Genomic DNA, 25,458 nt, shown 5'->3' on the forward strand with positions numbered 1-25,458 from the left:
AGCTCGTGGCTGTCGGGATCGTGCTCGGGTACTTCTATTTCCTCGAGCCGGTGCTCATGATCCTTCCGGCTCAACACTCTCTACCCGTTCCTGCTGGGAGGCGCGACCGCGGCGTTGACGGACTTCACCTTCCTCGCCGACACCGTGACGGAGGAGATATCGCTGGGTGGTCCGATACTGCCTTCGCCGCTCCTCGGGGCGCTTGTTCTCACCGTCTACGCAGTGGGCGCCGCCGCGGTGGTCGTGACGGCACCCCTGAGGCGCGATCTCCGATAGTTCTCGGATAGCGCGTCGGTGCGTCACGGTGCTCGTGCGCCGGTCAGGCGAAGCCGTCCTTTCGAATTCGTGCGTGCACACCTTTCACAACATCGACCACTTGCGAGATGTTGAAATCGGTAGCGGCAGAGAGATAGGCGTAAGCATGGCGGGGGTCCATGCCGTAGCGAGCTTCGAGCAACCCGATTGCTGCGCGGACGCAATTCTGCATGGCGATGTCGAGGTCTTCGTCCAGGCCTGTGGGGACGAGGTACTCGGAGGTTTCCGCGATGGGCCCGATCAGTGCGCCGAACGCTTCCAGTGCTTCTTCGCGGGGGATGACGTCGAACCGGATCGTCGCGCGGAGGGACGCTTCGAGGGCGGTGAGTGAGACCTCACCGTCGCCTTGCGCGAAGTGCGGGTCGCCGATGTAGGCGAGGGCTCCCCGGACCTGGATGGGGAGGTAGAGCGTCGCCCCCGCGGTGAGCAGGTTGATGTCGATGTTGCCTCCGTGGGTGCCGGGCGGCACCGAATGCGGACGGACGTCGGCATCGACCGCGACGCCCATGATTCCGAGGAACGGGGCAATCGGGAACGACGCAGTGCGAGTGTCACCGGGACCGAAGGACATTCGCGCCCTGGTCGGGTCGATCTCGTCGAGCGACGCGAACACACTGAACACGTCGGCTCCATGCGGGTATTCCTGCGGCAGTGCGCCTTTGCCGTGCCGGTTGGACACCACGCCGTACGGCACGCGTGGAAGCGCTTCCACGACCGTCATCGCGAGTACGTCACCCGGATGCGCGCTGCGAATCTCGATCGGCCCTGTCACGACGTGCGGACCGTCAGCGCCCATCGCTCGCGGATATTCGCTCGCTGCCAATGCGATGGCATCGCTGAGCACCTCGTCGACGCCGTGCGAGCCGAAGAACGATTTGGGGTCGCGTCCCTGGTCTTCGAGGATGCCCTCGTGACTGATCGTGTCGATCGTGACCTCGCTGCCCGCATCGATCGACAGCACGGGCGAGTCTGCTCGTGAGGAGAGGCGACCCCACAGGAGGTGGTCGAGGGTGGAGGGGAGATACAGGTCGGAGCGGATCGGCCCCTCGCCGGGATCGAGCATGCCGGAATTGAGCACGGGGTGTCGCTTTCTCGAAGGTCTACGGACGAACCGGGTTGAAGGCGTGCTGCCGGGTGCGGATCTCCACGGCTGCCTGGCGGGCGAGTGGGTCGGAGCACCGCATCCCGTCGCTGACCTGCACACCGCCGACGTAGACGCCGCGGAGGTTCCGCAGACCGCACGCGAGGACATATGCGTCGACGGGGTTCCACAGGGGACCGACATCGGGGGCTGTGGGATCGACGAGCACGAAGTCTCCGAACTTGCCGGGGGTGAGGCTGCCGACCCGGTCGTCGACGCCGATGATGCGCGCGGCGCCCAGCGTCTGCATTTCCAGCACGCGGCGAATCTCGATGGCCTGAGCATCGCGGCGATCTGCGCGCACGCTATAGGCGGCGATGCGCATGTTCTGCCATGGGTCGGCGAGGTCGGAACACGCTTGATCGTCCAAGCCGAGGCCGACGTCGATTCCGGCTGCGAGGATCTCGGGAATCGGCGCGACGCCCGAGCCGAGTCGCCCATTGGCGGTGGCCTGCCAGCTCATGCGGGCACCGGCCCGCGCGGTGCGCTCGATGACCGAGGCCGTGGCCTGGACGAAATGCCCGAAGATGAAGTCCGGCCCGAGTGCCCCGGCCTCTTCGTACCAAGAGAACTTGGTGAGCTGATGGTCGAGAGCTTCGGCGGTTTCGAGAAAATGCGCTTGGTTGATGATCCCGAACTCGCGCATCAGGGTCACTTCGTGGTCGGCGGCATCCCGTGTTCCGGCCCACTGCACACCACCTGTCACAGCGGCGCCGAGCGCGATCCGTGGATCGAGGCCCACGAGGTGGTCGACCGTGGGACGGAACCGCTCGAGGATTTCGTCGGCTGTTCCGATGTCGGAATCGGGGCGGGTCGCGTTGATGAAACGGATCCCGGCATCGTGCTTGGCGTCGATCTGTCGCAGGATGTAGTCGACCGGCCGCAAGGACGCGGGGTCGGGAGTGGACCGCTCTCCGTCGACCATGTCCGCCCACGGTTCCCGAGGATCGGTGAAGTCGAAGGCTGTGGTCACTCCGGCATTGAGGAAGTCGAAGGCACCGTGCGTCGTGGCCCAGTAAATGTCGTCGGGTGTGGCATCGCGGGTGGCACCCATGGAGGCGCTGGCCCAGCCGTACAGCGAGTCGTCGCTGGCCAGACCCCGCAGGCCGCTGGTGAACAGGTGACTGTGCGACGAGACGAAGCCGGGCGCGACGATGTGGCCGCCGGAGTCGAGGCGTTCGACTTCGGGGTCCACGGCGGGTGGGATGCCGGAGCCCAGATCGGTGACGACACCGTCCTCGATCAGTATCCAGCCGTTCTCGATGTAATCAGGCTGGTCGGTGTCGACGGGGATCAGGAGTGCATTGGTGACGAGGAGCGATGCGCTGCGAGCGATCATTGCGCCTCCTTCTCGAGTACAGTCGCCACCTCGTGCCAGTCGGCGGTGAAGCCGAAACACTGGCGAGTGTTGTACAACGTTGCGTCCAGGCAGTATTCGGGGGAGGAGGTGGTCGATGCGCCCTCGACCAGGACGACGTTGTAGCCGAGACTCGCGGCGTCGGTGAGGGTCGCGAGGACGCACTGGTCGACATTCACGCCGGCGAAGAACAGGGTGTCGATGCCGTGCAGCCGGAGCACGCTGTCGAGTTCGGTGTCGAAGAAGCCGCTCATGCGGTACTTGTCGACGCAGATGTCTCCTTCGCCGATGGTCAGTTCGTCGACCACCGCGGCACCCCAGCTCCCGCGGGTCAACACCGCAACGCTGTGTCCCGCCGTGTCGCCGATGCCTCCGCCGGATCCGTCGCCGTCGTAGACATGCACGACGCCCGCGGGAAGATTAGCGAGATCGAGGCGGTTACCCCAATTGACCCAGACGACCGGCATGCCCACCACGCGGGCCGTATCCGTGAGGGCTGCGCACGGCGCGATTGCGGAGCGTGGCCCATTCACGTCGACGCCGATGCTTCCGAGCCAACCGTTCTCGTGGCAGAAGTCGTTCTGCATGTCGATGACGACGAGCGCTGCGCGGGTGATGTCGACGGTGATGGACTGGGGGAGTGCGGGCAGGTCCACGCGTCGGGGTGCCGGTGGAGTGGGGTGCAGGTCGACATGATCGGTGGTGCGGATCCAGGTTTGCCGGTGGGCCATCAGTGTCCTCGGAGTGCGGAACGGGCGGGCGGGAACGCGAAGGTGCTGATCTCGGCGAAAGCCTTGGCGAGCTGCGCGACCTGGAATTCGATGACGGCCCTGCCGATTTCGGCCGAGGCGTGGCGGGCATCTCCGATGACTCCGTTGCCGGGGGAGATATCATCGGTGATCCAGGCGGGCGAGATGCCGTTCTCGATGGTGAGCAGTGGTGACGTGTCGAAGAGTTCGTGTGCTTCGTGGCCGCCGGCGACTGCGGCACTCATGTCCACAAGTTCGGGAGCGACGTGCAGCATCATGCTCGTCTCGAGCTCGCCCGCGTGGATTCCCCATTCTGCGTCGGACACGACGACGCCGTCGGGCTCCCCGAGCTGGCCGGGCATCACGTTCACCACGTGCAGACCGAATTCGATGTGGATCTCCCGCGCGACCATCGACAGGAGATGCGTCTGTCCACCGTGTCCGTTGACGAACACGAGCCGAGTGAAGCCGGATGCCCGTACCGACCGTGCTACGTCGCGGCACACCGCGAGAAGCGTTGTGGTGTCGAGTGACACGGTGCCGGTCCATCCGAGATGCTCGTTCGATGTGCCGTACGACAGGGTCGGAAGAACCCACGCGGGCGCGGTGCTCTGCGTTGCTGCGTGGCGGGCAATGTACTCCGCGAGCAGCGAGTCGGTGGCAACCGGCAGGTGGGGGCCGTGCTGTTCGACGGCACCGATCGGCTGCACGCACACGGTGGTGTCGTGGTCGAGCTCGGCGATTCGAGTGGTCGAAAGATGGGAGAGAAGGATCTGTTTCGTCACGCGGTGACCTGCGGGAGGTATCGGGCAAAGAGTGCTGCTTTGTCTTCGTCGTCGAGGGTCGTGGGTGTGCCGGCTGCTACGAGGTGTTCGAATCCGTGCGGCATGGACCCTTCGTTGTCGACCGTCATGATCGTCACCGTATAAAGTCGTTCTGTCGCAGAGGTATTGCGGATCTTGTGCACCGATCCCTTGGTGAGGATGAGGACATCGCCCTGCCGCAAAGGGGTGGTGTGCTCGTCGCTCGTCGCTTCGGCTTCGCCGGACAGCACGATGAAGATCTCCACCGAGTCGGGGTGGGAATTGTCGGGCTGCGCACCGCCCGGCTCCCAGACCTCGAAGAACACACTTGTCGGTGACCCGTCGCTCGGCCCCGCCAGCGGGATGAGTTTGACCGCGTCCGTTGGCGAAATGAGGCGTGCCGTCAAGTCTTCGATGTTCTTCACGGTGGGGGCGTCTGCCACGATGATCTCCTTTTCGAGGGTTGCTGACGCGGATACTCCGATCGCGCCGCAACGCAACCGTATACATGGACATCGGTGTCTGACGACGATGTAAATGACTCGTAACACGAGGTTTACTCCCCGGAGAGAATTGTGGGCGCCGTCACCTGATTCGGTCGAGGGCGAGTCTGACACTGAATCCGAAAAGCCCTCCTGCTCAGGGAATTAACACACGACATCCGGGCGTAATGCGAGCGAGAAGATCGCGTTACGACGTGGTTTTACGATCGCTTCAGCCGAAAGGTTCAGTGGCGCTTTCAGGTGCCGTTCCATTGAGGAGAATTGCGTGTTCAATCGAAAGACCCGGGAACGTGCTGTGACAGCCACCGTCCTTGCCTCCGTCCTTGCTCTGTCTGCATGCTCGACCGACTCGGCGGCAGATACCCCTTCCAACAGCGGCCTGACCGACGTGACAGTGGTACTCGGCTGGTACCCGAATGCCGAAAGCGGCGGATTCTATGCGGCGCAGCAGCTCGGCTACTTCGAGGAAGCCGGCCTGAATGTGACGATCGAACCGGGCGGCCCGCAGGTGTCGGGTACCCAGCTCGTCGCATCGGGGCGCGCCGACTTCGGCATCACCGGTAGCGGCGCCAACGAGATCGTTCAGGCCCAGGACGAGGGCATCCCGCTCCAGGCAGTCAACGCGATCATTCAGAAGAGCATCACCGGAATGATGGTTCACGCGGATTCCGGAATCGACACCTTCGAGGACACCGACGGTATGTCCTGGGTCAACTCCGCGGGCGTCCTCGGACCGGAGTGGGTCAAGCAGGAATACGGCATCGACTTCCAGCAGATGCAGTACACCGGCAGCCTCGCCAACTTCATTCGCGACGACACGCTGGTGCAGCAGGGAATCGCGGTCAACGAACCGTACGTCGCCCACAAGGAAGGTGATCTTGCGGTCACGTTCCTTCCGTTCGCCGATACCGGTTTCAACCCCTACAACACCGTCACGTACGTCACCGACGACTACCTCGAGGGCAACCGCGACGTGGTCGAGGCCTTCGTCGAGGCCAGCAACAAAGGCTGGCGTGACTACATGGGCGACATCGACGTCGCTCAGCAGATCAACGACTACCTGATAAACGAGGTCGACAAGGAGCTCGCAGCCGACCTGCTGTGGTTCGAGTGGGACGCACAGCGCGACTACGTCCTCACCGCCGAAGGCGAAGCCACGATCGGCGCGATGACCGAGGAGCGGTGGGCCACGCTCATCGAGCAGATGAAGAAGCTCGGGGTTCTGAAGACGGACGATCTGACCGTCGCCGACATCGCAGACCTCACCATTACCCCAGATATCGCCCCGCTCGAAACCCGCCCCGATGCACCCGAAGGCACGTACGAGCACATCGACTTCTGACCGGTCGGCGGACGGAACACCGTCCCTGCCGTCCGAACCTCGAGGAGTAGGAATGACCACCGTTATGGACCGAGAGACCGAACTGGCAACGCCACCCATGTTGGAGTTTCGCGGCGTCGAGAAGATCTTCCGCAACGGCTATCACGCCATCACGCCACTCGATCTGAGTATCGCGAAGGGAGAGATCGTCTCGATCGTGGGCCCGTCCGGCTGCGGTAAGACCACCGTCCTGCGGATGGCGGCCGGTCTCGCCGAGGTCAGTAGCGGTGAGCTGGTCCGACGTGCGAGCGAACAGGCATACGTCTTCCAGGATCCGACGCTGCTGGCGTGGCGCACAGTCCAGAGCAACGTCGAACTCGTCGCCAAGCTGAAGAAGATGCCGAAGGTGGAACGTCGCACTGCGGCTGCAGCCGCGCTCGAGACTGTGGGGCTCACTCCCTTCGCGTCGGCGTTGCCACGGCAGCTGTCCGGCGGCATGAAGATGCGCGTTTCCCTGGCCCGCGCAATCACGAGCTCACCCGAGATCATGTTCTTCGACGAACCGTTCGCCGCGCTCGACGAGTTCACTCGCGCAAAGATGTCGGAGGTCGTACTGGATCTGTGGCGTCTGCAGCAGTTCAGTGCGCTGTTCATCACCCACTCCATTCAGGAAGCCGTCAACATCGCGCACCGTGTGGTGGTGATGGCTGCCAGGCCGGGACGTATCGATCGCGTGATCGACTCTCCGAGCCCGCCGACGCAGGACGGCTCCGCCCGGGACACCGCTGCGCTCGACGATCTCACCCAAGAAATTTCCGGCCTGCTCGCATTCGACCACTGAGGAGCGACGGATGTCTCAGACACTGCAGTCACCCATCGACACGAACATCGTCCCCGACGTCGGACCCGCGGCGGCGGAGCCTGCACGGCCGAAACAGCGGAAGGATCTGGGTCGCAAAGTTGTGATTCCGGTTGCCTTCGCGGTCCTTGCCCTCGTCCTGTGGCAAACAGCGGTGGTCTTCACCGGGGTTCCTACCTATTTGGTGCCGTCGCCGATGGACGTGGTCACCGCCCTGATCGAACGCGCGCCCGACCTCGTCGAACCGACCCTGGTCACCATGCAGGAGGCGTACCTCGGATTCCTGCTGGCCGTGGTCAGCGGCTTCGCCACAGCCCTTGTCATGGCGCGCTGGAAGACCGCAGAACTCGGAGTCTATCCGTATCTCGTTATTCTGCAGACGATTCCGATCATTGCCGTCGCACCCATTCTCGTGGTGTGGTTCGGAGCCGGCATCGCAACCAACACGCTCGTCGCGGCGATGCTGGCGGTGTTCCCGGTCGCGGCCAATACGCTGCAAGGCCTGAAATCCACCGATCGCAACCTCGTTCAGCTCTACCGCATGGCCGGTGCCGCGCCGCGCGTGCAGTTGTTCTCACTGCGTGTCCCGCATGCGCTACCCGAGATCATGACGGGCCTCAAGGTTGCGGCCAGCTCGGCGGCGATCGGCGCAATCGTCGGTGAGTTCGCGGCCGGAATCGGTGGCGGCGCCGGAGGGCTCGGTTACGCAATCACCCACTACGCCAATCAGCTCCGCACACCTGAGCTGTTCGCCGCGGTCGTGCTGGCGAGTGTCGTGGCACTGATTCTGTTCGGCATCGTCAGCTTCTTCGAATGGTTGGTGCTGCACCGCTGGCACGAGTCGGCGGTGCCCGATGACGAGTAAGCACTGACGAGTTCACAAGACCGAGAGGCTCGGCCGGGATCCCCGGCCGAGCCTCATGTCATTTCGATGGGACACGAACGAAGCCGCGACCTCGTCGAGGTCGCGGCTTCTGCTCGTACTCGGTTGTGGAGTGGGGTGATCAGGCGAGTGCGGCCGCAGGGTTGCGGACCGTAATCTCGGCGAACACCTGGTCGGTGACACCACGCGCCCGGAGCCGGGGGCGTATGCCGTGCAGCAGATGCCGGAGTCCCCACCCTCCGTATCGCGTGAACTGCGGCTTCATTGCGATGTCGTGGCTCACGAGCACGCGGTCGCTGAAGCCCTCATCGAGCAGCCGGATCAGCAGGTCGATCCGGTGATGATCGAACGCGCGATCGGGATACTCGTCTCCTCGACGCGCAGACATCGCCCACTGCTCCATCCCGAACGTGTCGAGCTCGACCCAACACCCGCGGCGAGCGAGCTCGAGTGCGAACTCCGGCTCCGGACGCTCGTCGCAGTGGCTGACGATGAGCTTGCGCGGGTCGACACCCATATCGAGGATCTCGTCGACCAGGGGGAGCGTGGCGAGCGGGTCCGGGAAGATCGTCCGATGCAGATTCAGGGCGAGCCCCGACTCCATCTGGGCCATCGCTGCGCCGCACACCACCTTACGTTCCTCGGAGGTGGGTGGATTGCCGGTGCCGATCTCACCGATGATGCCCGGACGGACACCGGTATTGCCCACGCCGAACTCGATCTCGTGGAGCAGGACGTCCCGTACGACCTCGGCGGACGAATGCCGGACGTACGGCGAATGCGAATGCTCTACGTACTCGCCACACCCCATGATCACCGTGGCACCGGTGAGCTCCGACAGCGCTTTCAGCGCCGCAGGATCGCGTCCGAATCCGGGGATGCCGAGGTCGACGACCGTGCCGCCACCGGCACCGAGATACGTCTCGAGTTCTTCCCTGGCGACGTCGAGATCGAGCTGCTGCATCGCGGAGCGGAACGAGAACGGCTCGAGCTGGACTTCGCCGTGCAGCGTCGCAGAGTACGGCTGGGTGTAATGCGCGAGGTCGTCCCGGTTCTCGGGGTAGATCCACTGCGAGTGGGCATTGGCGATGAGATGCTCGTGCGGCATGACCACGCCCAGGTCGTCGACGTCGACGGGGCCGGTCACGCTCATGACCCGGCGGCTCATGCGAGAGCTCCGGTCTGGACGGGGATGCCGGCGCGGCGGCGCACCTCGGTGATGAGCTCGGACTGCTCTACCGATGCAGCGAGTGCATTCTGGCGACCGGTGACCGGTGCCAGCAGACAGCCTGAAACTCCTTCGGTCTCGGTGAGTTCGGTAAGCATCTCCGCAGCGATCTCGAGGCCCTCGTCCTGCGGATCCTTGGCTTGGCGTAGGCGCGTCAGCAGCGACTCGGGAATCGAGAACCCGCGCAGGCCGGCGTTGACCTGCCGCGCGATCTGCTCGCTGGGCATGATCGCGATTCCGCCGAGCATGTGGAACGGCCGTTCGTCGGCACGGAGCCGGTTGACCTCGGCGATGAATACGCGCCAGCGAGGGAGCTCGAAAATATGCTGGGAGATGATGAAGTCCGCGCCCGCTCGCACCTTCCGAATGGCCTGACGGGGACGGTCGTCATACGGCGGAGCGAACGGATGCACGACGGCACCGAGGAACAGATCCGGTGCCACTTCCACCGCGCGGCCGTTGTCCAGCAGGCCCTCGTTCCGCAGCCGGTCGGCGATGGCCAGGAGGCGGGGACTGTCGAGGTCGAAAACCGGTCGTGCATGAGGAGAATCGCCGACCTCCACGTGATTACCGGTGACGATGAGTGCGTTGCGCACACCCAAGCTTGCCACGCCGAGAAGATCGCCTTGAAGCGCAATCCGATTGCGGTCGCGGCACCCGAACGTCGGCATGACATCGAGGCCCGCGTTACGGAGGTGAGCGGTCGCGGCGATGTTGCCCATGTGGACGTTCGCGCCGGAGTGGTCGGTGATGGAGACGATATCCGCGACACCGGCGACCACCCGGGCCGAATCCACGAATTCCGTTGCGCTGGAGCTGTCTGCGCCGTTCACCTCGGCGATGATCGCGAATCGTCCGCTGTCGAGAGCCTTCTTCAGACGGCTTTCCGACGCGCGGCGGACCGGAGCCTTCTCGACGGGAAGTAACGTTGCTTCGTCGGTCGCGCGAACGGCGTGCTGAGCGGGGTCGAGGAAGCTACAGCCGTGGTCCGGACGAATCTCGCAACCACCATCGGTGAACACACCTCCGCACGGGCCGATGCGCATCGACTTGGGACAGGATTTTATGATAGGCAAGCTAATTGACAATGTTTATCCTAACTTCGGGTGATTGAAATCCAAGGAACTGGAGTGTGAGTGCACCGTGGAGAACACACGGATCGGGCTGGTGGTACCGGCGACCGGTGGCGATGCCGGATGGTTGGACGGGGCGTGGGATGCGTCGAGGGTCTGGAGGGACGTGGGTTTCGACCCCTACGTCGTGGTTGGCGAGCTGGACGAGACCGTTCAAGAATGTGATGTCCTGGTCCTGCATGGAATCCAGTACCTCGACGACGCGCATCGTCTGGCCGACGGGCGGCGTTCGATCATCCTGTCCGACGTGCCCACCGAATACACGGACAACCCCGCGACATTCACCACTCCGCCCGGCGTCACCATGATCGACTGGTGCTGGTGGCTCGGTGCCGAGCATGCGGGACGCGCTGCCGCGCATGAAGTCAGAGGATCCATCGGCTTTGTCGCAGGACCACCCGTGCCGACTCAGCAACGTGCTGCGGCGGGGTTCGTGCGCGGCGTCGCGGCCGTGGACCCGGCTCGCCGCGTCAATGTGCTGTATCTCTCGAGCTTCCTGGCGGCAGACGAAGGTCGATCCACCGGAAGGATTCTGGTGGAGAATCTCGGATGCGAGCTCGTTGCACACTCGGCAGATGCTCCCGGATCAGTCGCCACTGCGGTCGCCCGCGACCTGGGAGCGGCGACGTACGGGTTCCTCACGCCCGTAGGCGACGACACGGCGAGTCTGCGATCGGCGATCACACCGGTTCTCGACAAACTCGTGCGCACCGCAATCGAAGGTGGCACGCTTCCCGATGTGTACACGTGCTCGTGGGATAGCGGTGAGATCAGCCTCGAGCGGTGAGCTGTGCTCGGTCATCGCCACCTTCTTTCACTGGCCGTTAGTGTTGATCAGACGGTAAGACGACGTCGTAACCGATCGATATCCTGACTGTGACGTTCGTGTTGCGCGCGCGAGTAGTTGCGTTCCGTACGTCTAGACTCGGTTCGTCCATGGCGTTGACAGGGGGTTGGAAGTCAATGGAGCACAGCAGAAGCGGCGGGTTTGACGTGGAACTCGAGCGCATCTGGCGCGAGGCCGCGACCACACGCTCTCCGCTTCCGACCGAACTCGAACTGGCGAAGGCTCTCGGTGTGAGCCGGCCGATGGTGCGCGAAGCCCTGGTGAAGCTCGAAGGACAGGGCCTGATCGCCCGGCGCGCACACCAAGGCACCTTCGCGAATGTTGCCGCGATGTCGGTGCCCTTCCGCATCGACCAGAGCTATGAACTGACCGAACGACTCGGGAAGGCGGGATACGAGGTCAAGGTCGACGTCCTGCGCGCCGAGTGGTCGGAGTTGATGGATGACGAAGCATACGACCTCGAAGCGGCCCCCGGTGCGCCGTGCTTTCGTGTCCTGAAGCGATGGCTAGCGGATGGTCGACCACTCATTCTCGCCGAGGACGTCGTACCTGCGCGGCGTCGCGACGATATCGAATTCGATGACGAATACTCGATTTTCGAGTCCGTCAAGACACTGCGCGGGATGTCGGTGGAGTGGGAGTCGGCGAAGTTGAGGCCAGTCCTGCCAGATCCGGTGACACAGGAGGTCCTCGCCGTCGGGCCACAGGACCCGCTGTTGACGATCTGCCTCGTCGGTGTCTCACTGCACGGCGAGCGTTTGTACCGGGGCCACGAAACTCATGTCCCCGACGGTCCCGAGTACGGGATGGTGCGCCGCTCGATGCGGCGCACCTGATCCCGATCAGACTCCGAGTTCTTTTCCTACGCGCTGTGCCAGGTCGAGCAGACCTCGATCGGTGCCCGCCGCGCTCACCAGAGACACTCCGAGCGGTGCGTCGTCGGGCGACGGGGCGGGGATCGAGACGGCCGGAAAACCGCTGAGCGACGCAAGAGTTGTGAGACGCAAGGTGGATTGACGGTGCGCATCCACCTCCTCATGGGTTGCGTTGACGCGGGGCGTGGGCGAACCGACGGTGGGCAGCACGAGGTAGCTACCCGCGAGCAGTTCGGTCATCGTCGCCCGGGCGACCCGAATCGTCGCCCACGCGGCGGAAAGCTGCCTTTCGCTCACATCGCGTCCCGCGGCGAACCGGCCCGCGACATCGGCGGAGACGCCCCCCGGATGGGCGGTGAGCCATTCGCCGTGCTCAGCCCAGGCTTCATGGGCCTGCACGGTACGGAAGGCCGCAGTCCACTCGGCGAGATCGGGCAGCGGAGGAAGCGGATCGGCGTCGAGCAGCTGAGCTGCATGCTCGACCTTCTCTTGAACGTCGGGATCAGCGACCGCGTTCACGTCGCTGGACCACACTGCGCGTAGCGGTGCTGTCGCAGTGTCCGCGGGCAGGAGAACATCTCCGACGGCGGCGAGGGTCGACGCATCGCGGGTCAGCCACGACACGGTGTCGAACGAGGGGGCGAGAGCGAGAACCCCGTCGGTGCTGACCGATCCGTGTGTGGGTCGGAATCCCCACAGCCCTTGGTAGCTCGACGGGACTCGGATGGAGCCGGCGGTGTCGGTGCCCAGACCGATGCTGGTCCACCCGTTCCGCACAGCGCACGCCGATCCACTCGACGATCCGCCGGGAATGCGGGTAGGTGCGGCCAGGTTCACCGGGGTGCCCCAGTCGGCGTTTTGGCCGGCGAGACCGAAGGCGAATTGGTCGGTGTGCGTGACTCCCGTGACCGACACACCGGCCGCGAGCAGCCGACGAACCGCGTCGGCTGACTCGTCCTGCGGTTCCTGCTCCGCGAGGTACGCCTTGACGCCGCCGGACCGGGCGATGCCCGCTACGGCGAAGAGATCCTTGACCGCGACGGTACCGCCGGACAGCGGCCCCGCGTTCGCACCGGCGACCAGAGGAGCGCCGACGACGCGCCAGATTGTGCCCTCGACGGGCTTGCTCGGCGGCGTCACGTGCGCGGCCGTGATCTGCCAACCGCGGTCGGTGCGTCGCCACAACTGTGTCTGGAGCCCTGCAGCGCCGGCACCGGACCGCACTTCGGCGGTGGAGTAGACGAGGTCGTCGGCCAGTACTCGTGTCCACACTCGAGCGATACGACGGGTGGGACGGTCGGGCCGCGCAGCACGAAATTCGCCGATCGCCGTGTATCCCTCGAGGATGGCGTTCGCGTCGGCGCGCAGCGTGTGGTTCGACGGCTCGAACAACTCGTCGAGTTGGGCGACATCGTTTGCGAGGAGAGCCGTGTCGTACTGCCAGAAGGCATCGAGGAAGCCCTCGGGGAGCGGGCTATCGGACTGCGGTGTTACATCGTGGGTCACCGGACAATATTTAGCGGAGCAGTATTGCACCCGTGTGTCGTGCGGATGTCACTGAAAATGCGTCCCGATCCATTGGTCGTCGAGTTGAGGAGTGAGGCATTCGCACTGCGCCCGACGATGCCGGCCGCTGTGGCGGTGCTGGCGGCGCTCCAGGTGAGCGCCCGACGGACATTGCGGACACCGGTCGCGGCACGAATCCAACCGAGCGAGATCACGTCGTCAGTTGTGGCCGTCTCCGGAGCTTGCTCGTGGTGAGTAGCTGAGCCGGTCGACATTGGCCAAGATCACCGCTCGCAGTTCGCGCTCCGGCTCGCTCAGTACGCTCCGCCGCGAGACCAGTACGAATTCGAGTTCACCGGCGTCCGGCAGGCGACGACCCGCAGTGCGTACCGGTTCGAGTCCGGACGGCGGAAACCGCTGGGCATGAAGAACAACGCCGAGTCCGGCCAGGGCGGCAGCGCGTAGGCCGTTCAAACTGTCTGCGACGCACGTGATGCGAGCACTGAGCCCTTCGCGTTGCAGTACGTCGAGTGCGATCTCACGGGTCAAGGACGGCGGGGGATAGGTCACCAGTGGCACCGGACCGGTCGGTTCGAGTACGAAGTCCGGAGCGGCGAGAAATGCCAGTCGATCACGGAAGACCAACTCACCGTGACGTTCGCCCGGTCGGCGCTTTCCGAACATCAGATCGAGTTCGCCGTCCTCGAGTTTCCGATGCAGATCTTCGCTCAGGGCGACGGTGAGTTCGAAATCTATCCGGGGGTGACTGCGCCGGAACTCGGCGAGTATCAAGGGCAGGTCGTGAAGAACCAGGTCCTCGGAGGCTCCGAATCGGAGCCGGCCACTGACTCCCGACTCCTCGAAGTACCGTTGTGCAGTCTCGTGCCGGTCGAGGATCTCGCGCGCGAACCCGACCATGACGCTGCCGTCCGCTGTCAGTTCGACCGAGTGAGTATCCCGAAGGAACAGCCGGCGACCGACTGCGTGTTCGAGCTTGGCGATGTGCTGACTGACCGTCGATTGTCGAAGGTCGAGTCGTCGAGCGGCTGCACTGAAATTCCGATCGCGTTCGACGGCGAGGAAAGTACGCAGATGGATGGGATCGAACACCCTCGCATTCAATCATGTTTCGTGATGACTGTAACCATGGTGATCGTCTATCGCGGATATAGGCCGGTGCTCTAACGTCGAATCATGCTCACGAAGGTCCCCCTCCTGAACCGGCTCGACCCCTTCCTGGTCGGCATTCTCGTCACCGTCGGCGTAGCCGCGCTCCTACCCGCCGACGGCGTGGTCCTGAGCGGATTCAGCTGGGCGTCCAAGATCGCGATCGGACTGCTGTTCTTCCTCTACGGCGCGAAACTGTCGACGACTGAGGCCATCGAAGGACTCAAGCACTGGCGTTTGCACGTGACGATCCTCGTCACGACGTTCATCGTGTTCCCCGTTCTGGGTATCGCTGCGAAACTGCTCGTACCGTGGTTCCTCAACGACCCGCTCTATCTCGGAGTGCTGTACCTCTGCGTGCTCCCGTCGACGGTGCAATCGGCGATCGCTCTCGTGTCGGTCGCGCGCGGAAACATCCCGGGCGCGATCGTGAGCGCCTCCGCGTCGAGTCTGCTCGGGATCGTTCTCACGCCGTTGCTGGTCGCAGCGCTGATGACCTCTCAGGGCGTGACCATGAGCGCGGGGGCAGTGATCGATATCGTGGCAATGCTGCTCGTCCCGTTCGTGGCGGGGCAGGTGGCTCGCCGCTGGATCGGTACATGGATCAAAGAGCACAGCAGTCCCCTCAAGATCGTCGACCGAGGCTCGATCATGCTCGTCGTGTACGTCGCGTTCAGTCGCGGCATGAACGAAGGAATCTGGTCGAGCATCTCGATCCCTCGATTGCTTGCCCTCGTGGTGACGTGCAGTGTGCTCCTTGCGATCGTCCTTGCGTCCACCTGGTACATGGCGCCTCGACTCGGATTCGCAGCCGAAGATCGCGCGACGATCCTGTTCTGCGGGTCGACCAAGTCGCTTGCGACCGGCTTGCCGATGGCTACAGTGTTGTTCGCGGGTCAGCCGATCGGGCTGATCGTGTTGCCGCTGATGTTGTTCCACCAACTCCAGTTGCTCATCTGCGCTGCGATTGCTGGTCGGCTGGCTAAGCCTGCCCCCGAGGTTCCGGTCGCGGTGTGAGGGAGGGTGCCGGGCGGGCTGTGGCGAAGCGGCGAAGCTCGCCCGCGACATCCGGTCCACTGGGGGTGTAGATGATCTCGCCGTACCCGCGGGCAGCGATCTTCTGCAGCTGCCGACCTGCCTCTTTCTCGTCGGCCACAATGGTCTTGACGTCGTCATATGCAGGATTGCTGCCCTGGGCTCCGGTGGCCTCTGTGGTGATCTGTTCGAGTACCTGTCGATCGCGATCGGTGAGGTGAGTGGCGTGGCCTTCATAGATCCAGAGGTGTCTTTCGCTTTCCGGTCCGAGATCCTCGAGCGACTTCCGCCAGCTCATACCGCCCGGTATGGCGTCGACGGCGTCGGCGCCGCCCCATACGTAGGTGCTGTGCCAATCGACAGCCTTCCACGGTCCGATCGCCTCGCGGACACGTTCGGAATCCGGATCTTCTCCCTCCGAAAGAACCGTGCCGGAAACGAGGATCGAGGCCGGCACCCCGGAACCGGGAGGCCCGATCACCCCGTCGGCAACTTCTGCCGCGAGGGATGTTCCCTTGGGGCCGAATGCGCTCAGCCACAGTGGCACATCGGCAGGGCGGTCGGCAGTGAGCCCGTCGAAGTGCATCATTCGGACCGGCTTGTCGTCGACGATTGCAGTTTCCCCGGCCAGTAGCGTGCGAAGAGCAGTGAGGTAATCGCCGAGCGCCGCGATGGTCATGGGTCTCTGCCCGATCATGAGGCGGGCGGTGAAGCCGGTGCCGAAGCAGGGTCGGAACCGATTTCCGGACACCCGGGCCACGGTGGCGATCGCCGACGCCATGGCCATCACTGATCGTTGCTGAGGGATGAGAACTGCTGTACCGAGGCCGATTCGGCTCGTGCGCTGCGCAGCAAGTGCGAGGTGCACGAAGGGGTCTTCCCAGAGTGGAGCCGAATCGAAAACCCACACGCGTGCATAGCCGAGTGTTTCGGCCAGCACCGCCAAGTCTGCGAAATCCGGGCCTGGCGGCAGTCCGCATGACAGTTCGAAATCGTTCACGATACTTCAACTCCTTTGGCGTACCGCAACGCGTCTCGTCGCGCCGGGTGGGGAACGATGATGGGCTCGTCGTCTCAGTGGTCGTACACGACCAGTCCGCGGATGTTCTTGCCCTCGCGGAGGTCTGCTACGGCTTGGTTGATGTCTTCGAGCTTGTACGTCGTGGTGACGAGTTCGTCGAGCAGGAGAGAGCCACGCATGTAGAGATCGAGCAGAAGTGGGATGTCGTTGCGGGGTGCGCAGGATCCGAACAGTGCTCCCTGCAGTCGTTTTCCCGACATCGTCAAGGTGAGCAGATCCAGGCTGATCTCTGTTTGAAGTGCGGGTGCAGCCGACGTGCAGACGATGACTCCGCCCTTCCGAACCACCGCTTGCATTCCCTGGATCAGCTTGCCGTCGCCCACGCCCACAGTGATGATCGAGCGGTCGGCGAGCCGGCCATTCGTAATGCTCTCGACGAGGTCGAGTGCCTCTTGTGCATTCGCGGCGGTGTGAGTGGCGCCGAAGTCGAGTGCCTTCTCCCGTTTGAATTCAACCGGGTCGACCGCAACAATCTGCGAGGCACCTGCAAACTTCGCACCCTGGACTGCATTCATACCGACACCACCGACGCCGAAGACGACCACTGTGTCGCCGATCTGTGTCTCTGCCGCGTATACCGCCGATCCCCAACCGGTCGGGACGCCACAGCCGACAAGTGCAGCCTTGTCCAATGGGATGGCCTTGTCGATCTTGATGACGGAGTCGATCGGTGCCACGACGAATGGGCTGAATGTGCCCAGGAAGCACATGGCGCCTACGCCTTTTCCGCGGGCGTGAATCCGGTGGGTGCCGTCGAGTGTGACCCCTCCCAGCACTCCGGCGCCAAGATCGCAGAGGTTCTGGTCGCCGGCCACGCAGGGTATGCATTTTCCGCAGGCGGGGAGGAAGGAGAAGACGACATGATCGCCGACCTCGAGATCGGTGACACCGGGACCTATCTGTTCGATGACGCCGGCACCTTCGTGGCCACCGAGCATGGGGGCCCAATCGATCGGGATGTCACCGGTGTCCACGTGGTCATCCGAATGGCAGATGCCGGTTGCGGCCAAGCGAACCAGGACCTCACGTTCCTGAGGGTCGTCCAGCTCGATTTCTTCTACGGTCCATCCGGAGTTCGTGCCGGGCTCCCACAGGAGCGCCCCTTTGGTTCTCATGTGCACTCCTTGATCGAGAGTTGCGATAGTGCACTTTCTAACATTGCAATGATTAGAAGTACAGGGGGCGGCAGATGATGCCGGGTTCTCTCTGGAAGGTCCCACTCAGCTCGAGATGCAGCGGCCGTCAACTCACGACAGTCCAGAATGTCTGCGGGTACCGTCTCGTTCATGACGAACTTGGATCACGGCGACCCCGGCGACGCTCCCACTGTGCCGCCGCCGTTGACGGAGATCGTGAACGCGACCCGGCCCTCTGCTGCCGAGGAAGCTCGGACGGCCGCTGCGTCGACGAACATGGGGACTCTCGCGACCCTCACCAAAGAAGGCGACCCCTGGGCGTCGTTCGTGACGTATGGGCTGGTCGGCGGGGCACCGGTGCTGTGCGTGTCGCACATGGCCGAGCATGGTCGCAATCTTGCGCGCGATCGACGTGCGAGCATCGCGATCGTGGCGCCCGACCCGCAGTCCGACCCGTTGGCCAGCACTCGCATCACCCTCGCCGGGTACGTCGAGCATCCTGAGGGTGACGAACTCGCCGCCGCGCGCGAGGCACACCTGACCGCTGTCCCCGCGGCACGCATCTACATCGACTTCAGCGACTTCTCGCTCTGGGTTCTGCGGGTCCAGCGTGTGCGCTGGGTCGGCGGGTACGGTCGGATGGATTCGGCCACCGCCGAGGCATATGCCGAGGCACTGCCGGATCCCATTACTCCCTCGGCCGGTCGCGCGATCGCGCACCTCAACGCCGACCACGCCGACGCGCTGTCGGCGATGGCTCAGAAGCTCGGCGGATTCCCGGATGCCACCGCGGCCACCTGTGTCGGTGCCGATCGCTACGGGCTGGATCTGGACGTCACGACCCCGCGTGGTCGCGCCATGACGCGCGCCGGATTCTCGTCACCGCTGAATTCCGCCGACGAGTTGCGCGCGGCCACAGTGGAGTTGACCCGGCAGGCACGACAAGGGCCAACGGCTACAGCCGGGCGGTGAGTCTACGCCTGGGCCGTGAGACGCGCGATGATGCGGGCGACGGCGTTGGCACGTGTTTCCGGTGTGCGGGTTTTGAGCAGCGGAAGGATCAGTCCGTACCGATCCGATCGGCCGAGCCGCTCGAAGGCAGCGCGAGCGACGGGGGTGTCGGCCAACGCCGCCGTCAGTTCGGCCGGCACGTCTGCGGTCCGCTGGGATTCGTATGCTGCCTCCCACCGTCCGTCCGCCGGTGCGGCATCGATCTCTGCGAATGAAGCTGAGAGCTGCATTCATGACCGACCTGTGCCGAAATGCACTCAACGACATCGTGCGCGGAATCGGTGGAGACGGGTTCCGCACGGCCTCACCGATCCAGCGGTTCCACCGCGACCTCGGCGTTCTCGCGGTGCATGCGTTCCTCGACATCGATACCGCGTCGGAAACGACGGGTCGCTTCACGCTCGACCTTCCGGTCGTAGACCCGCTGATCTGACGCCCGATCCCGTCGGCGATCCCGTCGGCTACCGTCTCGGCTCGTCTCTCTTCGGTGACATCGAGGCCATCCCGAACGCGTCCGCGCGGCGAAAAGGTAGCTGCTCGCCGTCGACATGATGGTTGTGTCCGTTCTGTGCGCGGTTGTGACTACTCCGCGAACTGAAGCTCCTCAGGCAAAAGAGATCCTGAGCCGTACATCCGAATGCCCTGCAGGTCCGTCGCGGCGATCACCCCGGGCGCTCCCCGGACGTACCACAATCCGACATTCAGGTCGACGAGCCGATTCTGCACGACGTCGTAGGCATCCCTGCGTGCCTCTACGGTGTCGGCGTTCCGGCCGGCGTCGAGTGCTTGTGTGAGCTCAGAATCATTGGCACCCGTGAAGTTACCCGACGACCCGGGATGGAATGCCGTCCACAATGCAGTATCGGGATCCTGGACCAACGCCGAGGTGATCATCATGTCGAAGTCGTGGCTCGTCAATCGCGATACGCCTTCCGTGTTGTCGACGATCTCGATGTCGACGGCGACGTTGTCGAATGCAGTCAGGCTTGCCTGCAATGCCTCGGCAGCCACCTTGTTCTCGGCCGACGAGTAGCTGACGAAGGTGAACTCTACGGGTTTACCATCGGCTGCCAACTCGTCGAACAGCTCCTGCGCGACGTCTCTGTCCGGTTCGGTGAAGGGGATATCGCTGTAGAATGGCGACCCCTCTTGGAAGAGAGTGCCCGGGACCTGATCGTCACCGTCGCCTGCGTACACGGCGCTGTTGATGGTCGACGGATCGACGGCGAGGGCTACTGCGCGTCGCGCGCGTTCGTCGTCGAAGGGCGCGCGCCGCATGTTCATTCCCATGAACTGGCCTCCGCCCATGGGGACGGTCTCCGCGTGGAGTCCCGCATCCTCGGCCCGCGCAAAGGTGGACCAGTTCGAGTCGGCGGTCAGGTCTGCGGCGCCCGAGACGACCGCGTTGAGGCGCTGGTTGGTGTCGGGTGACGTTCGCAGTGTGATGCTGTCGAGGTAGGGCTTCGGCGCGTCCCAGTAGTTGTCGTTCCTCGTGAGGTCGATCCTGTCCTGCCGTGCCCATTCGGCGAGTGTGAACGGCCCTGCCCCAACGGGGTTCGCGTCGAACTCCGGTTGTCCTTCTTGTAGCGCTCCGGGAGATGCTATCCAGTTCATCGACGACTGGACGAGAATGTCGGCGAAATGCGGATTCGGTGATCCCAGTGTTGCTCTGAGGGTTGTCTCGTCGACTACCTCGGTCGCGGTGACCTGCATGGCCTGCCGTAGGGACGTCGAACCCAGTGCAGGATCACGCAGACGATCCCAGTTGAACTTGACCGCCGCAGCGTCGAGCGGAGTACCGTCGGTGAACGAGAGGCCGGGGCGAAGCGCCAATGTGAAGGTCAGACCCTCATCGTTGGTGGAGAAGTCGGTCGCCATGGAGTATCCGGTTTCCAGTGACTCGACATCATTGGTGATCAGCGTGCCGTACAGGGCATTGCCGAGCAGTGATTGGAACGCCCAGCTGTTCGACATGTTCGCGGGATCGAGGGTGCGGGGCTCCGTCATCTGCACGGCATTCAAATTCCCGCCTGTGGTCGGTTCGTCGGCCGGGGTGTCGGAGGCCCCACCGCAGGCACTCAGGATGAGCAATGTGGAGCACGCTGCTGCGAACATGGTCAGGAAGCGTGTGGGTCGGAGCATCGTCGGCCTTTCGGCTATCGGGTGGTGGGACCGGCTACGCCTGCGCAAGCGCGGCCGGCCTTTCAGCCCACGCTTTTTCGACGACCTCGCTGAGCGCTTCACCTTTCGCGAATCCGTAATAGGCAGAGAATTGGATCACGATCTCGTCCATTTCGGGCTTGGTGATGTCGCCGGAGTGGAGGGCGGCCCCGACGTGGCTTTGCATCGGAGTGAGAGCGTCGTTGTAGGAGACGCAGGCGACCGTGATGATTCGACGCTCGCGCCGGGTCAGGCCGGGGCGCTGCCAGACGTGGCCGAAGACGAAATTGAGGATGCCTGCGTGCCGGTACGGAGTGTTGTGAGGAGGCGCGGGAATCCCGTTCACGTCGCGGAATTCCTGGGCGCCGGCCTCGAATCGCTCGTCCCAGTCCGAAGAGCCGAGAGTGTCGTGCGCGAGTTCGTGCCACGGTTCGGGTTCCTGTCCGCGGTCACGGTGGATCTGTGCCCATTGCCTCATGACAGCGCCTTCGAGATGTGACGCCTTCGGCCACCCGCTGTATACGGCGAAATGGAGGACGAATTCGAGCATCTCTTCCAGTTCGATGTCGCCGCTCTCGAGCGCGGCGCGCACATATGCCTCGATGGGGCCTGGAGCGTCTGCACCGGCGACGCAGGCCAGAGCGACCCATCGCCGGTCCTTGCGGCTCAACCCGGGCCGCGACCACACCTCGCCGAACACGAAGTCGCGTGAAACCTGTTGGAAGGGTGTGCTGATCTCGGTGGGCTCGCGGTGCAGCACGGCGCGGAAGGTCTCGTCTGCCTGGTTGTTGCTCATGGTCGAACTCCTGTCGTCCGGAGGGAGGTGTTCACGCGAGGTTCAAGGCAATTCGAATGGAGTCTCGTTCAGGTGTGCGCTCGGTCATCAGCGAGAACGCGTCGGCGAATCGGTCGAGTGGGTAGCTGTCGCCGAGAAGATCAGCGGTGGGGATCTGTCCTGTGTTGATGAGCTCGGCTGCTCGCTCGGTATCGAGGCCCGCTCCCGGGTGCAAGGTGATCCGCCTGGTGGGAATCCAGTCGGGATGGAAACCTTCGAGCGGGCTGTCCTTCATTCCTGCCAGGACTACGTGGCCGCCCTTGCGCACCAGGTGCATGGCCAGATTGACCGTCTCCGGACTTCCCGACGCAGCGTCGATCACGACATCGGCCATCTGTCCGTTCGTGATCTCACGTACTCGTTCGACGATGTCTTCGTTCTCGACGTCGAGCGCGTGGTCGGCGCCGACTCGCAGCGTATGGTCGAGACGGAAACGGTCTCGCCCGGTCCCGGTCACGATGACCGTCGAGGCGCCGGCAGCGCGCGCGGCGACGATCGTTGCCATGCCCATGTGGCCGGGGCCCTCGATGAGGACCACATCGTCTTGCCGCACCGGCGTCACCCACGTGACGGCGCAGCTCAGCGGCTCGAAGAACGTCAATTCATCGGCAGGGCGGTCTTCTCGCAGTCGATACACTTTCGAGCCCGGGAGCAGCTCGAGGTGCTCCGCGAACCCGCCGTACAGGCCGGATCCTTCGTGGATGGAGAAGTCGTGACCGTAGATCCGGTTTCCCTCGGGAGTGATCAGAAGTTCGCGCACGGCGACTCTGTCGCCTTCTTCCACACCCCACTCGGCCGCGGTCTCCGGTCGGATCTTGTCGATACGACCGACGATCTCGTGGCCGGGAACGGAGGGGAAGGCGCCGCCCCACGAGGTGTGGATGTTGCCGCGAAAATGGTCGACATCGCTGTGGCACAACCCCGTTGCTTCGACCCGCAGCACGGCGCCGCCTCTGGGTGGTTCAGGCTCCGGAAGCTCACGCTCCTCCCATGTCTCATGACCGGAGAAGACGATGGCCCGGCTCATGGCTACACCTTTCGGATAGTGCACTCGCACGTTCGATTTCGTATCCGAGTGCCCCTTCGTGGTGACCCACGAAGCGCTCATATCGGCTAATGGACTGAACTGTAAGTTCCAAGACTTAACTTGTCCAGAGGTGGTTACATTTGATGCATGTCAGAACAGCGGCCACACCCCATCGCTCCGTCACCGAAGCAGCAGCTGGTACTCACCGCTGAACGTCTCTACGCTCTCCACGGGCTCGACGGGGTTCCCCTTCGCCACATCGGCGTTGCCGCAGGCATGGCGAACAAATCCGCTGTGCAGTACCACTTCGGTACCAAAGAGAATCTGATCCAGGCCATTCTGGTCAACCGGATCGACGGTCTGACGCGCCGTCGTGAGTTACTCGAAGCGAGGTCGTCGGGCGAGGGTGTTCGGCAGATTCTCGAAGCGCACCATCTCCCGTTGATCGAGCTCGCAGAAGACGAGGACTGCTACTACCTACCGTTCCTGGAACACCTCCTGCGGAAGAGTCATCCGATGGACGACCTGACTGCGGGTCACCGCGAATCCAGACGCAACTACTACGCCCGCCTGGGTGAGTGTCTCGGGCATATCCCGCAACCGGTTCGCGACATGCGGATGCATCAAGCATCGGCAGTGTGCGTGCATATCTCCGCTGACCGGCATCGCATGCGCATGCAAGGGATGACCGTCGCTCCGTACGCTCTGCACGTGAGTCAGCTCCTGGACCTTCTCGTCGGCATCCTGACCGCGCCTCCCTCTGCAGAGACGCTCGCTGCGCTCGAAAGCTCTCCTCAGGAACCTGCTGTGTTCAGGGAGTTTCCATGAGTGCGCTCCGAGCTTCTCGAAAACACGGGAGGTTCACCCCGTTGAACCGCGCGGCAGAAAGGCAGCCGCGTGCTGTCGACAGCGGCGACGATCGCTATGCCGGGGCTACCGTGGCGAACATGGATTTCCGTCAGCGCCTCGCCGCTGCCAGAGTGGCCCGGCTCGCAACAGCAGACGGGTCAGGCGTACCGCACTTGGTACCTATCGTGTTCGCTCTCGACGGCGACGCGATCCACACCTGCGTCGACGACAAACCGAAGACGACCCGACGGCTGCGACGCTTGGCCGACATCGCAGAGAATCCGCGGGTGAGTGTGCTCGTCGACCACTACGACGACGACTGGTCGCAGCTGTGGTGGGTTCGCATCGACGGCATTGCCAGCGTTCACGGTGCGGACAGCGATGCGGGAACGCGGGGGCTCGACGCGCTGGCCCACAAGTATGCGCAGTATCGAGCGCAGCGGCCGTCGGGCCCGGTGATCACCATCGACCGGCTGAGCTGGCGATCGTGGTCGGCGTGACCCGCAAAGGCGGCTACGGGTAAGCGCGGAGCTCCGCTCCCCGTGTATACCGGTCGCATGCGTATCGGAATCGTGGGCTTGTCGAGGGGTCTGTACATGGCCGAATTGGCGCACCGGATCGGGATCGAGGTGATCGCGGTGTGCGATCCCGACTCCGAACGTATGGCCGCCGCACGCGCGGAATTCCCGGACGCCCGGTCGACCGAGGACTGGGCGGAACTGCTCGACGCCGGTCTCGACGGCGTCGTGCTCGCCAATGATTTCGACGCCCACGCGGAATTGGCCATCGCGTTCCTGGATCGCGGGATTCATGTGTTGTCGGAGACAGCGGCCTGCGCGTCCGAGGAGGAGGGACGACGGCTCATCGCCGCGGCCGAGCGATCCACGGCAACCTATTCGTTCGCGGAGAACTACGTCTTTCATCCGCACACGCGGCTGCTCCGGGAGTCGGTGGATTCGGGTGAGCTGGGCGCAATCACGTTGGTGGAAGCCGACTATCTGCACAGTCTGTCGCCTCGAGACACGGCCGCTCTCATCGGTGATCCAGCGCACTGGCGTGGTCGCATCCCGCCGACCGCCTACTGCACGCACACCGTCTCACCGCTGCTCGACCTCGCCGGAGCGTGGCCAGTGGAGGTCAGTGCTTTCCCTGTGGGTTCGGGTGACGACCGCCCCGCCGCCGTCGTGCTGGCAATCCGGTTCTCCGACGGCACGCTGGCCCTGACCCGCCACGGTTTCCTCGCCGGAGAAACGGGCAGCCATTGGAGCTGGGTGTCTGTGCGCGGTGCCCGTGGGCTTGCCGAATCCATCCGTGCCACAGGGGAAAAAGCTTGGTCGGTGCGAGTGCAGACGGAAGGTTGGGCAGAGGCCGGCGGGCTGACATGTGAGGAGATTCGCGTACCCGGCCCCTACGTTGTGAACGACGAACCGATCGCCCGGATGGCCGAGGGTACCGTCGTGGTGCTCGAAGGATTTCGAGCCACTGTGGAACGCGGCGCGCCCCCGCTGATCCCGGTGCGTCCCGCCGTCGCGGCATCGCTGGTCGGCGTGGTGGCTGCGGAATCGCTCGCGACGGGTTCTGCACCCGTGCTCGTTCCGGATGTGTCCTCATAGGTAAGTGCGGCCGATTCTGAACCT

At 64.0% G+C, this 25,458-nt stretch carries 27 protein-coding genes; 12 read left to right on the forward strand and 15 right to left on the reverse strand.

What is annotated here, in order from left to right:
• Positions 1–114: 114 nt before the first annotated feature.
• On the forward strand, positions 115–276 hold the full coding sequence (locus ACZ46K_RS09905) for a hypothetical protein (RefSeq protein WP_464747942.1): 162 nt from the start codon (positions 115–117) through the stop codon (positions 274–276).
• A gap of 43 nt (positions 277–319) precedes the next feature.
• Here ACZ46K_RS09905 and ACZ46K_RS09910 read toward each other — a convergent pair whose 3' ends face one another.
• The 5 genes from ACZ46K_RS09910 to ACZ46K_RS09930 are packed head-to-tail and all read right to left on the reverse strand — an operon-like array spanning position 320 to position 4,808.
• Positions 320–1,378 (reverse strand): acetamidase/formamidase family protein, encoded by a 1,059-nt coding sequence (locus ACZ46K_RS09910; RefSeq protein WP_464747944.1) that lies wholly within the window; start codon positions 1,376–1,378, stop codon positions 320–322.
• Positions 1,379–1,415: 37 nt separating this feature from the next.
• On the reverse strand, positions 1,416–2,795 hold the full coding sequence (locus ACZ46K_RS09915) for an amidohydrolase family protein (protein WP_464747946.1): 1,380 nt from the start codon (positions 2,793–2,795) through the stop codon (positions 1,416–1,418).
• Entirely contained in the window at positions 2,792–3,544 is a 753-nt protein-coding gene (locus tag ACZ46K_RS09920; RefSeq protein WP_464747947.1) for a cysteine hydrolase family protein, read from the reverse strand. Before ACZ46K_RS09920 ends, ACZ46K_RS09915 begins: the two co-directional genes overlap by 4 nt.
• Entirely contained in the window at positions 3,544–4,347 is an 804-nt protein-coding gene (locus ACZ46K_RS09925; protein ID WP_464747949.1) for a creatininase family protein, read from the reverse strand. The genes ACZ46K_RS09920 and ACZ46K_RS09925 overlap by 1 nt, the downstream gene beginning before the upstream one ends.
• A complete protein-coding gene (locus ACZ46K_RS09930; protein WP_464747952.1) occupies positions 4,344–4,808 on the reverse strand; it encodes a cupin domain-containing protein in 465 nt (154 codons plus the stop codon). The genes ACZ46K_RS09925 and ACZ46K_RS09930 overlap by 4 nt, the downstream gene beginning before the upstream one ends.
• A gap of 325 nt (positions 4,809–5,133) precedes the next feature.
• Here ACZ46K_RS09930 and ACZ46K_RS09935 point away from each other — a divergent pair, with 325 nt between their 5' ends.
• Genes ACZ46K_RS09935 through ACZ46K_RS09945 form a run of 3 tightly spaced genes read left to right on the forward strand, consistent with a single transcriptional unit; the run spans position 5,134 to position 7,913 of the window.
• Entirely contained in the window at positions 5,134–6,210 is a 1,077-nt protein-coding gene (locus ACZ46K_RS09935; RefSeq protein WP_464747954.1) for an ABC transporter substrate-binding protein, read from the forward strand.
• 52 nt (positions 6,211–6,262) lie between these two features.
• Positions 6,263–7,030 (forward strand): ABC transporter ATP-binding protein, encoded by a 768-nt coding sequence (locus ACZ46K_RS09940; RefSeq protein ID WP_464747956.1) that lies wholly within the window; start codon positions 6,263–6,265, stop codon positions 7,028–7,030.
• A gap of 10 nt (positions 7,031–7,040) precedes the next feature.
• Entirely contained in the window at positions 7,041–7,913 is an 873-nt protein-coding gene (locus ACZ46K_RS09945; RefSeq protein WP_054804919.1) for an ABC transporter permease, read from the forward strand.
• A 139-nt stretch (positions 7,914–8,052) separates the two neighbouring features.
• On the opposite strand, the gene ACZ46K_RS09950 is transcribed toward ACZ46K_RS09945, so the two are convergent.
• Positions 8,053–9,099, reverse strand: a complete 1,047-nt coding sequence (locus ACZ46K_RS09950) for a phosphotriesterase family protein (RefSeq protein ID WP_464747958.1) — start codon at positions 9,097–9,099, stop codon at positions 8,053–8,055.
• Positions 9,096–10,247 (reverse strand): methylenetetrahydrofolate reductase C-terminal domain-containing protein, encoded by a 1,152-nt coding sequence (locus ACZ46K_RS09955; RefSeq protein WP_464747960.1) that lies wholly within the window; start codon positions 10,245–10,247, stop codon positions 9,096–9,098. The genes ACZ46K_RS09950 and ACZ46K_RS09955 overlap by 4 nt, the downstream gene beginning before the upstream one ends.
• 55 nt (positions 10,248–10,302) lie before the next feature.
• On the opposite strand from ACZ46K_RS09955, the gene ACZ46K_RS09960 reads away from it, so the two are divergent.
• Both ACZ46K_RS09960 and ACZ46K_RS09965 read left to right on the forward strand, forming a co-directional pair.
• Positions 10,303–11,079 carry a BMP family ABC transporter substrate-binding protein gene (locus ACZ46K_RS09960; RefSeq protein WP_464747962.1) on the forward strand — a complete coding sequence of 259 codons (777 nt, stop codon included), beginning with the start codon at positions 10,303–10,305 and terminating at the stop codon, positions 11,077–11,079.
• Positions 11,080–11,285: 206 nt separating this feature from the next.
• Complete coding sequence (locus ACZ46K_RS09965; protein ID WP_464747964.1) at positions 11,286–11,975, forward strand: GntR family transcriptional regulator; 690 nt, start codon at positions 11,286–11,288, stop codon at positions 11,973–11,975.
• A 6-nt stretch (positions 11,976–11,981) separates the two neighbouring features.
• On the opposite strand, the gene ACZ46K_RS09970 is transcribed toward ACZ46K_RS09965, so the two are convergent.
• Together ACZ46K_RS09970 and ACZ46K_RS09975 are read right to left on the reverse strand one after the other, a co-directional pair.
• A complete protein-coding gene (locus tag ACZ46K_RS09970; RefSeq protein ID WP_464747966.1) occupies positions 11,982–13,520 on the reverse strand; it encodes an AtzH-like domain-containing protein in 1,539 nt (512 codons plus the stop codon).
• A gap of 219 nt (positions 13,521–13,739) precedes the next feature.
• Complete coding sequence (locus ACZ46K_RS09975) at positions 13,740–14,630, reverse strand: LysR family transcriptional regulator (protein WP_464747969.1); 891 nt, start codon at positions 14,628–14,630, stop codon at positions 13,740–13,742.
• 84 nt (positions 14,631–14,714) lie between these two features.
• On the opposite strand from ACZ46K_RS09975, the gene ACZ46K_RS09980 reads away from it, so the two are divergent.
• The gene (locus ACZ46K_RS09980) at positions 14,715–15,704 is read left to right on the forward strand and encodes a bile acid:sodium symporter family protein (RefSeq protein WP_464747971.1); all 990 of its coding nucleotides are present in this window, start codon (positions 14,715–14,717) and stop codon (positions 15,702–15,704) included.
• Here ACZ46K_RS09980 and ACZ46K_RS09985 read toward each other — a convergent pair.
• Both ACZ46K_RS09985 and ACZ46K_RS09990 read right to left on the reverse strand, forming a co-directional pair.
• Positions 15,670–16,722 carry an LLM class flavin-dependent oxidoreductase gene (locus tag ACZ46K_RS09985; protein WP_464747973.1) on the reverse strand — a complete coding sequence of 351 codons (1,053 nt, stop codon included), beginning with the start codon at positions 16,720–16,722 and terminating at the stop codon, positions 15,670–15,672. The two genes, ACZ46K_RS09980 and ACZ46K_RS09985, sit on opposite strands and share 35 nt — an antisense overlap.
• Positions 16,723–16,796: 74 nt before the next feature.
• Positions 16,797–17,918, reverse strand: a complete 1,122-nt coding sequence (locus ACZ46K_RS09990) for an NDMA-dependent alcohol dehydrogenase (RefSeq protein WP_464747975.1) — start codon at positions 17,916–17,918, stop codon at positions 16,797–16,799.
• A gap of 171 nt (positions 17,919–18,089) precedes the next feature.
• Here ACZ46K_RS09990 and ACZ46K_RS09995 point away from each other — a divergent pair, with 171 nt between their 5' ends.
• Positions 18,090–18,911 (forward strand): HugZ family pyridoxamine 5'-phosphate oxidase, encoded by an 822-nt coding sequence (locus ACZ46K_RS09995; protein ID WP_464747977.1) that lies wholly within the window; start codon positions 18,090–18,092, stop codon positions 18,909–18,911.
• A gap of 2 nt (positions 18,912–18,913) precedes the next feature.
• Here ACZ46K_RS09995 and ACZ46K_RS10000 read toward each other — a convergent pair whose 3' ends face one another.
• A complete protein-coding gene (locus tag ACZ46K_RS10000) occupies positions 18,914–19,180 on the reverse strand; it encodes a YdeI/OmpD-associated family protein (RefSeq protein ID WP_054804910.1) in 267 nt (88 codons plus the stop codon).
• A gap of 2 nt (positions 19,181–19,182) precedes the next feature.
• Between ACZ46K_RS10000 and ACZ46K_RS10005 the strand changes: the two genes are divergently transcribed.
• Positions 19,183–19,383, forward strand: a complete 201-nt coding sequence (locus tag ACZ46K_RS10005; protein ID WP_054804909.1) for a hypothetical protein — start codon at positions 19,183–19,185, stop codon at positions 19,381–19,383.
• A 149-nt stretch (positions 19,384–19,532) separates the two neighbouring features.
• On the opposite strand, the gene ACZ46K_RS10010 is transcribed toward ACZ46K_RS10005, so the two are convergent.
• The 3 genes from ACZ46K_RS10010 to ACZ46K_RS10020 all read right to left on the reverse strand — a co-directional run bounded on the left by ACZ46K_RS10010 (position 19,533) and on the right by ACZ46K_RS10020 (position 22,972).
• On the reverse strand, positions 19,533–21,065 hold the full coding sequence (locus tag ACZ46K_RS10010; RefSeq protein WP_464747980.1) for an ABC transporter substrate-binding protein: 1,533 nt from the start codon (positions 21,063–21,065) through the stop codon (positions 19,533–19,535).
• A 61-nt stretch (positions 21,066–21,126) separates the two neighbouring features.
• Positions 21,127–21,906, reverse strand: a complete 780-nt coding sequence (locus ACZ46K_RS10015) for a carboxymuconolactone decarboxylase family protein (RefSeq protein WP_464747982.1) — start codon at positions 21,904–21,906, stop codon at positions 21,127–21,129.
• Between the two features lie 31 nt (positions 21,907–21,937).
• On the reverse strand, positions 21,938–22,972 hold the full coding sequence (locus ACZ46K_RS10020) for a zinc-dependent alcohol dehydrogenase (RefSeq protein WP_054804908.1): 1,035 nt from the start codon (positions 22,970–22,972) through the stop codon (positions 21,938–21,940).
• A 147-nt stretch (positions 22,973–23,119) separates the two neighbouring features.
• Between ACZ46K_RS10020 and ACZ46K_RS10025 the strand changes: the two genes are divergently transcribed.
• The 3 genes from ACZ46K_RS10025 (at position 23,120) to ACZ46K_RS10035 (ending at position 25,434) form a co-directional block, all read left to right on the forward strand.
• Positions 23,120–23,800 (forward strand): TetR/AcrR family transcriptional regulator, encoded by a 681-nt coding sequence (locus ACZ46K_RS10025; RefSeq protein WP_054804907.1) that lies wholly within the window; start codon positions 23,120–23,122, stop codon positions 23,798–23,800.
• Positions 23,801–23,919: 119 nt separating this feature from the next.
• Positions 23,920–24,321, forward strand: a complete 402-nt coding sequence (locus ACZ46K_RS10030) for a TIGR03668 family PPOX class F420-dependent oxidoreductase (RefSeq protein ID WP_054804926.1) — start codon at positions 23,920–23,922, stop codon at positions 24,319–24,321.
• A 57-nt stretch (positions 24,322–24,378) separates the two neighbouring features.
• Positions 24,379–25,434: a Gfo/Idh/MocA family oxidoreductase gene (locus ACZ46K_RS10035; protein ID WP_054809726.1), complete on the forward strand. Its 1,056-nt coding sequence runs from the start codon at positions 24,379–24,381 to the stop codon at positions 25,432–25,434.
• The last annotated feature ends 24 nt before the right edge of the window (positions 25,435–25,458 follow it).

It is taken from the genome of Rhodococcus sp. JCM 9793 (assembly GCF_055380405.1).